The sequence below is a fragment of the Pseudoduganella namucuonensis genome, from assembly GCF_900116645.1.
Lineage (GTDB): Bacteria > Pseudomonadota > Gammaproteobacteria > Burkholderiales > Burkholderiaceae_D > Rugamonas > Rugamonas namucuonensis.
In genome coordinates, this window is sequence record NZ_FPBO01000082.1 from 1 (window position 1) to 7,073 (window position 7,073).

At 62.6% G+C, this 7,073-nt stretch carries 8 protein-coding genes; 4 read left to right on the top strand and 4 right to left on the bottom strand.

Annotated features, from left to right (window positions below; translation table 11 throughout):
• On the top strand, positions 1–528 hold a 528-nt coding region (locus BM436_RS35470), incomplete at its 5' end, for a phospholipase D-like domain-containing protein (protein WP_229491057.1).
• 2 nt (positions 529–530) lie between these two features.
• Complete coding sequence (locus BM436_RS35475) at positions 531–1,556, top strand: DUF6396 domain-containing protein (RefSeq protein ID WP_093561633.1); 1,026 nt, start codon at positions 531–533, stop codon at positions 1,554–1,556.
• Positions 1,557–1,823: 267 nt separating this feature from the next.
• On the opposite strand, the gene BM436_RS35480 is transcribed toward BM436_RS35475, so the two are convergent.
• Positions 1,824–2,585: a PhaM family polyhydroxyalkanoate granule multifunctional regulatory protein gene (locus BM436_RS35480; protein WP_229491059.1), complete on the bottom strand. Its 762-nt coding sequence runs from the start codon at positions 2,583–2,585 to the stop codon at positions 1,824–1,826.
• Positions 2,586–2,808: 223 nt separating this feature from the next.
• On the opposite strand from BM436_RS35480, the gene BM436_RS35485 reads away from it, so the two are divergent.
• Both BM436_RS35485 and BM436_RS35490 read left to right on the top strand, forming a co-directional pair.
• On the top strand, positions 2,809–3,336 hold the full coding sequence (locus BM436_RS35485; protein ID WP_093561635.1) for a rhodanese-like domain-containing protein: 528 nt from the start codon (positions 2,809–2,811) through the stop codon (positions 3,334–3,336).
• Between the two features lie 8 nt (positions 3,337–3,344).
• Entirely contained in the window at positions 3,345–4,271 is a 927-nt protein-coding gene (locus tag BM436_RS35490) for a serine O-acetyltransferase (RefSeq protein ID WP_143133506.1), read from the top strand.
• A 31-nt stretch (positions 4,272–4,302) separates the two neighbouring features.
• Here the strand turns inward: BM436_RS35490 and BM436_RS35495 are convergent, their stop codons facing one another.
• The 3 genes from BM436_RS35495 to BM436_RS35505 form a co-directional block, all read right to left on the bottom strand.
• A complete protein-coding gene (locus BM436_RS35495) occupies positions 4,303–5,517 on the bottom strand; it encodes an RNA-guided endonuclease InsQ/TnpB family protein (protein ID WP_093561636.1) in 1,215 nt (404 codons plus the stop codon).
• 110 nt (positions 5,518–5,627) lie between these two features.
• Positions 5,628–6,653: a hypothetical protein gene (locus tag BM436_RS35500; protein WP_143133507.1), complete on the bottom strand. Its 1,026-nt coding sequence runs from the start codon at positions 6,651–6,653 to the stop codon at positions 5,628–5,630.
• Positions 6,654–6,768: 115 nt separating this feature from the next.
• Positions 6,769–7,073: integrase core domain-containing protein (locus BM436_RS35505; protein WP_143133508.1), on the bottom strand; the 305-nt coding region annotated here is incomplete at its 5' end.

The window sequence follows — 7,073 nt, forward strand, 5'->3', positions numbered from 1 at the left end:
GTGGCCAAGACGCTGGGGCATAGCCACACCATGGTGTACGAGCACGCGGAAACAGTGGAGAAGGCGCGCAAGCGTCTCCAAGCCGAGCCGCTTACCCCCGAGAAGCTGGCCAAGTTCGGTATCAACGTGGTCATGGGATCGCTTTGGACCTGCGCCAAGCCGCCCTCGAGCCGCAGATTGCGGCCTGATGAATACGAGGAAATCTATATCCATGCCAAGGTCGCCATCGTCGATGACGCCGCGTTTACGATCGGGTCGGCCAACCTGAATCTGCGCAGCATGGCATTGGATAGCGAGCTGAATGTGCTGAGCGAGGCGAAAGATGTCGCTTACGGCTTGCGATGCGACTTGTTTCGCCAATGCATTGGCAGTACTGGGCCTCAGCAGTTCGGCGATATGGCACTGACATTAAAAAAATGGACTGAATCCATGAAATCTAACTTGAAATTAAAGAGGAGCGGTGGAGTCATTGAAACGCAGTTGTTGCCGTTTCATGTCAATCGCAAGCCTGGCGCTCCAGTGATATAGAGATGGGCAAGCTCAAACGATGGTTAGTTTTTGGTGGCCTAGCTACCATAGCCTTAGTCGCAAGTTATTCGCTTTTTCGCTATTTGGAGCACCAGGCCATGCACTCGATTCCCGCAGGATTTTCCCGTTTTGACGTGAGCGCCCCGATCCCGCGTTGCGGACGTTGGAAGGATCATATGCCTTCGACTCGTGATGCGGTGGTGTATGAACGGTATATCGCCGCCCGTAAGCTATGGCGTAGCAAAATTGAGTGGCAACTGACTTTGCAGGAGACGCAAAGCATATTCGCCGATGTCAGCTTTGCTGCTGGACGAGGGGACTGGGGAGCAAAGGCATTGTTGGCTTATTTTTATCTAAACGGTTTAGGTCCTATGCCATCCAACCATGTCGTCGGCCAAGAGGCGAGTAAAGCGGTTGCAATAGCGCAGCAAGCTGCGGCAGCCGGTCAGCCTTGGGGGATATATGATTTGGGCGTGGCGCATCAACATGGATACGGAGGTGCGCATTATGATCTTGATCTTGTTTGGGCCTACTATTTAAAAGCTGCCCAAATGGGGAGTCCTGAGGCGCAAATGGCTTTGGCGGAAGCCTATGGTGGTGCAGGTCGTTTGGACGACGAGGAGGCCATGTTGTTATGCGCGTTTGGACAAGAACATGGAGCGGCCGCTTATCAACTTGGCCTTCAGGCTAGGATTATGCGGCAATACCCCAAGGCGCTCGCAACATATCAGGCAGGAGTGAAATTTGGCTGCAAAGACTGCGCGGACGCACTTTACCTGCTCTTTACGGAAGGGTATTGGGGTACTGCTAAGCCTGCGGAAATTCAGGTATTGAGTGCTCTCGGAGTCGTTGCCGATCCTGAGCGCTCGGCCAGATATGAGGCAATTAGCAATGCACTGCAAATCAACCCCGATCTGAAGTTGGGCAGGCTGGATGAATTCCTGCCGCTGCCTCCAGCGAAGCTTCCAGAGTGGCGCGGTGTTTCTGACGTGATTACGCCTGAACCGGACGGGCCGCCGACCTACTGATTTGGGCATCGACAACAAGGAGGCCAAATGCCTTTGACAATCATCACAGTCGGCGACAGCACCGACCATGGCGGCAAGGTCCGTCCTACGAGTCTAATACCGTTGAGTTAGCGTCAGTCCCACGCAGGATGCGGCAGAGAGGGCGAGATAACGACTTCGGCCGCTTAACCAAACGGCATTCGGGGATAGACGGGGACGCCGAATCCCGCGTTCCGCGCCTCCGCATTCGTGGGAGCGCGCGGCGCGGAGGGGCCGTCCCCGGCAGGGTTAGCCCTTGCCCGCCTTCGGCGCGGGCTTCTTGGCCGGCGCCTTGCGCACCGTGACTTTCCTGGCCGGCGCCTTCGCTGCGTCGGCGTCGGCGTCCGTTTTGGCCGTGACCGTCTTGGCCAGCGGCTTGGTGGCGGCCTGCGCGAACTTGGTGGCCGCCTCGGTCGCGCGCGCGGCCGCGCCGCTCACCGCTTCCGGCGACATGGCGGTCGACACCGCCTGCTTGAACTGATCCTGCAGCAGATTCCACCACGCGGCCGGCGTCGCCATCGCGGCGGCGGCCGCAGCGGCCTGGTCCGACGCGGCGCCATCGGCGCCGGCCTGCGGCGTGGCTTGCTGCGCGGCCGGCGCGGCGGTCGGCGCCGCAGTCGGCGCCTGGGTCGGCGCGGCGGTGGCGGCGGTCTTGGGCGCGGCGCCCGGCGCGGCCGGGGTCAGCACATCGGCCGCGTGCTGGAAGAAGGCCGACGCGTAGGGTATCGATTCGAACAGTTTTTTCTCGGGCGCCTTGTCCGGCGACTGCTGCATGGCCGAGGCCATGGTCTGGCCCATGGATTTCAGCGTGGCGATGGTGTTGCGCTGCACCTCCAGCGCCTGGATGCTGCCGCGCACCATGCTCGAGTTCAGGTTCAGCCAGGCCTCCACGGCCTTCAGGTCGTTGATCTTCTTGTCCAGTTCGTCGACCGACAAGGTGGGGGCGGCGATGCCGGGCACCACGCCCATGCTGCCCCACAGGTTCTTCACGAAATCCAGCGTATCCGTCATAACCGCGGCGCCCGGAATATTGGGCATTTGAGGTAAAGCCATAGCGTGTCTCCTCTAGAACAGGTGAGCTAGCGTAGCAGATAACAGGGCGTTGCTCAAAGATAAAGCGTGACTGTTATGTAGTTTACGACTTTGCATGCATTTTTTAATTCGTTTCAACCCGGGCGCGGCTTCGCTACATTGCTGGTCATAGACAGCAACCATCCGAACGAAAGGGCGTCCGATGAGCACCGCAGCCAGTTCCGCGCATACCGCCGCCGCGCACGGCAACCATCATTTACCGGCCCGCGGTTCCGGCGCGTCCGCCGCCGACCCCGCGTTGGAACGGGCGCGCGCGGCCGCCGCCGAGGCGGGCCTGCCGCACGCCGGCGTCGTGTCGCCCCAGGACGCGTGGCGCCTGGCGCAATCCGGCGACGCGCTGTTGGTGGACGTGCGCAGCAACGAGGAGCGCGTCTTCGTCGGCCGCGTGCCCGAGTCGCTGCACGTGGCCTGGGCCAGCGGCACCGCGCTGACGCGCAACCCGCGCTTCACGCGCGAACTGGAGGCCAAGGCCGGCGGCAAGGACGCCGTGCTGCTGCTGCTGTGCCGCAGCGGCAAGCGCTCGGCGGCGGCGGCCGACACGGCCACCAAGGCCGGCTTCGCCAACGCCTTCAACGTCGACCAGGGCTTCGAGGGCGAGATCGACGAGGCGGGCCAGCGCGGCCACAGCGGCGGCTGGCGCTGGCACGGCCTGCCATGGCTGCAGGATTGAGGGCCGCCATGAACGACCGCGTACTGGACTCCGCCATCCCCGCCGCCGCCCTGGCGGCCAACACCGTCCATGGACAGACCCCGCACTGGGAGCTGGGCCCCATCGTCGACGAACTGCGCCAGGTGCGCACCATATGGCGCCAGGCGCGCCTGCGCAACCAGGAATGCGGCGGCCGCGAATTCCCGTCCCGCCAGCGCCTGCGCGAGGTGCTGCAACTGCTGTGCGCCGCGCTGTTCCCGATGCGCCTGGGACCGGCCGACCTGCGCCAGGAGAGCGAGGACTTCTTCGTCGGCCACACGCTCGACACGGCGCTCACCGGCCTGCACGAGCAGATACGCCGCGAGCTGGCCTACAACGCGCGGCACGACACCGCGCGCAAGGCCGGCGCCGTCGAGCAGCGCGCCTACGACATCGTGCAGCGCTTCGCGCGCGGCCTGCCGCTGATACGCGCGCTGCTGGACACGGACGTGGAGGCGGCCTACCACGGCGACCCCGCCGCGCTCAGCGTGGACGAGGTGCTGCTGTGCTATCCCGGCATCCTGGCCATCATCCACCACCGCCTGGCGCACACGCTGTACGGCCTGGGCGTGCCGCTGGTGGCGCGCATCGTCGCCGAGCTGGCGCACTCGGACACGGGCATCGACATCCATCCCGGCGCCAGCATCGGCGGCAGTTTCTTCATCGACCACGGCACCGGCGTGGTGATCGGCGAGACCGCCATCATCGGCGAGCGGGTGCGCATCTACCAGGCGGTCACGCTGGGCGCGAAGCGCTTCCCCACCGACGACAGCGGCGCCCTGCAGAAAGGGCTGCCGCGGCACCCGGTGGTGGAGGACGACGTGGTGATCTACGCCGGCGCCACCATCCTGGGGCGGGTCACGATAGGCAAGGGCTCCTTGACTTCCTCCTCCCCCTCAACCTTCGGTTGCCGCTGACTCGGAAAGGGGGAGGATTCCTACGGCGCTGTCACCGATCGAGCCGGTTCGAGCCGCTTCGGCGGGTTCCTACTGCTGGCGACCTTGCCGCGTCGCTCACTTCATAGGCGCATCGGGCGTGTCCCGCCCTGAGGATGTTGATCGCGCCGACCAGGTCGGCATGTTTTGAATATCCGCACGCCACGCACGCGAACACCGCTTGCGTGGGCCGGTTGTCGGCCGATACATGGCCGCAGCCCGGACAGGTCCGGCTGGTGTCGCGCGGCGACACCGCCACCAATATGCCGCCGCGCCACGCCAGCTTGTAAGCGAGCTGCCGGCGGAACTCGTGCCAGCCCTGGTCGAGAATGGCCTTGTTCAGGCCCGACTTGGCGCGCACATTGCGCCCCGGCTCGGCGCGATCGCCCGCCGCCGATGCCGACATATTCCTGACCTTCAAGTCTTCGACGCTCACCATCGCGTGGTTGTTGCAAATAGTGGTCGTGGCCTTGTGCAGGTAGTCGCGGCGGGCATTGCCGATGCGGGCATGGATGCGCTGGACCCGGGCTTTCGCCTTGTTCCAGTTCTTGCCGTGTTTCCGCTTGCGGCTCATGGCTTGCTGCGCGCGCCGCAGACGCTCCTCGTGCCGCTTGAAACTGTCGAGGGGTTCCAGCGCTTGGCCATCGGACAGCGTGGCGAAGCGGACTATCCCCATATCGATGCCGACCGCGCCGCCCGACGGCACGGGCCGCTCGACATCGCGCGCGGTCTGGATCGCCACATACCAGCGTCCCGCCGACTGGCTGACGGTGACGTTGCGCACCTCGCCCGGCACCGTTCGGCTGTCGCGGTAGCGCAGCCAGCCCAGCTTGGGTAGGAACACCCGGCCATGGGCTTGGTCGAGCTTGATCTGTTTGGGATCGGGGTAGCGGAAGCTGTCGTGCCGGCCCTTCTTCTTGAAGCGAGGGAAGGCGGCCCGCTTGGCGAAGAAGTTGGTGTAGGCGCGCTCCAGATCTTTCAACGCCTGCTGCAAGGGATGCGTCGGCGCTTCTTTCAGCCATGGGGTCGCCGCCCCGTTGCGCCATGCCGTGAGCAACCTGCACAGTTCGGCGTAGCCAAGCTTCCGCTCGCCGCCCTCGTGGCGTTGTATTTGAACCTCCAGCGCCTGGTTGAAAACGAAACGGCAGGCGCCGGCGAAGCGGCGCATGGCGCGTTGCTGCTCGCCGTTGGGGTTCAACGCGAATTTGAAGGCTTGAAGGCGTTCCATACTGTGATTTTATACAGTTGTGGCGACTGGGGGCGCACCATAGGACGTCTTCGGCGTCCGCTCTTCCTCGGCCTGAATTGAAGTCCGAGGCTTAGATGCATACATGACGGCTATCGCAGACGTCGGTTGATTTTGGCCGCAGTGTCCTCACGCGTCGCCTCCTTCTCGTATGTGTCTGTCAGCTTCATGAGCAATTCTGATGCGACGTATGGCGAGGAAGTCCGAATCTGCTGAGCCCATTTTCGGTACTTTTCGGCCAGTTGCCGTTCTTGGTCCCCGCCGTTGCCACGTGTATGTACTCCGCGCGAGTTGTATACGCCAGTATGGGCGCCGCGCATCATGTCTTCTGACTGTACGTCTTCCATGACAGTTCTCACGGCCTCGCAGGGCCACGCACCGTCTTTGCCCAGCGGGGATGAAGAAAGAAATTTTCCGATGACTATGTCGGCGATTTCGGTACGCGACAGCTCGGCGCATGAATGGCGAATTCTCGCGACCCATTTCCCGAGTCGTTCCGAATGAATCTCGCCGTTTTCGTCTGTCCCCGGAATTCGCTTGAGGGCCTCCATGAGCGTATAGCCGCGTTCGGCCATCGCTTTTACCCGGCCCGCCGCCACCCGAAATTCAGGCGGGTCCATTGCGCCATCCTTGCGTTTGTAGGTCCAGCAGATGGCTTGCACCAAGACTTCAGGATGCGCTTCGATGTAAAGCTCGAGGTTGGGAATTTCGGATTTCCCTTTGCGTTCCCACCTGCGAACCAGTACGTCGATATACGCGAATTCCAATCCAGCTTTCTGCTCAAGGGAGAGCTCAGCGGCGCTGTCAATGTGTTTGAACGCGCGTTCGACGCAGTAATGTTCGATAAGGTACTCGCCAGGCCTGTCGTCACTGTCTTGGGTCATCTCCGTGAGCAATCTGAATAGCGTCTGCGTTGGTAACACACTCGGGTGGTCCCTGACGAGCGAGAACGCGGCTCGCGGTCGCTGGGCTTTCATGAGCATGTCAACAGCCTTCAGTGTCGTCGACGGGGATTCCCCGAGCCAGCCAGGGGTTACTTCTTTCCAGTACCGTTCCTGCGCGGTTTCGCCGAGCGAGCTGGCAAGCGACCAAGTCGTTTCGTTGAACGGGGCGAGCAAGAGAATCCTGATCGCGTTCTCGGGCCGGAGTTCCGATATGGCGGACTTGACGAGTGCGTCTCGCTCGACGTCGTCCGCTGATCTTGCCCCCGTATAACCGGACACAGCCTATCGCTTAGTTAACGCCGCTTTCCTGAGCCCGGCGCGCCAGCTCCCTCCTGAACATGCGAGGGGATTTCAACTTCAACGACGAGTGCGGATGAACCTCATTGAAATGCATAAAAGCGTCTGGCAATTGGGCGAGAACGACTTGGGCATTGCTGCGGTCCATCAGACTGACGTAGTCCCGTTTAAACGTGTTCACGAAGCTTTCGGCGATCCCGTTCGACTGCGGGCTGCACACCGGCGTATGAATCGGCTCCAGCCCCATCTCGCGCGCCAACGCGTGCGTCGCATGGGCCCGGTAGGCGCCGCCATTGT

Coding starts and splice junctions, on each gene's coding strand:
- BM436_RS35475 (WP_093561633.1), top strand. CDS start 531: ATGGGCAAGCTCAAACGATGGTTAGTTTTTGGTGGCCTAGCTACCATA.
- BM436_RS35480 (WP_229491059.1), bottom strand. CDS start 2,585: ATGACGGATACGCTGGATTTCGTGAAGAACCTGTGGGGCAGCATGGGC.
- BM436_RS35495 (WP_093561636.1), bottom strand. CDS start 5,517: ATGGAACGCCTTCAAGCCTTCAAATTCGCGTTGAACCCCAACGGCGAG.
- BM436_RS35490 (WP_143133506.1), top strand. CDS start 3,345: ATGAACGACCGCGTACTGGACTCCGCCATCCCCGCCGCCGCCCTGGCG.
- BM436_RS35485 (WP_093561635.1), top strand. CDS start 2,809: ATGAGCACCGCAGCCAGTTCCGCGCATACCGCCGCCGCGCACGGCAAC.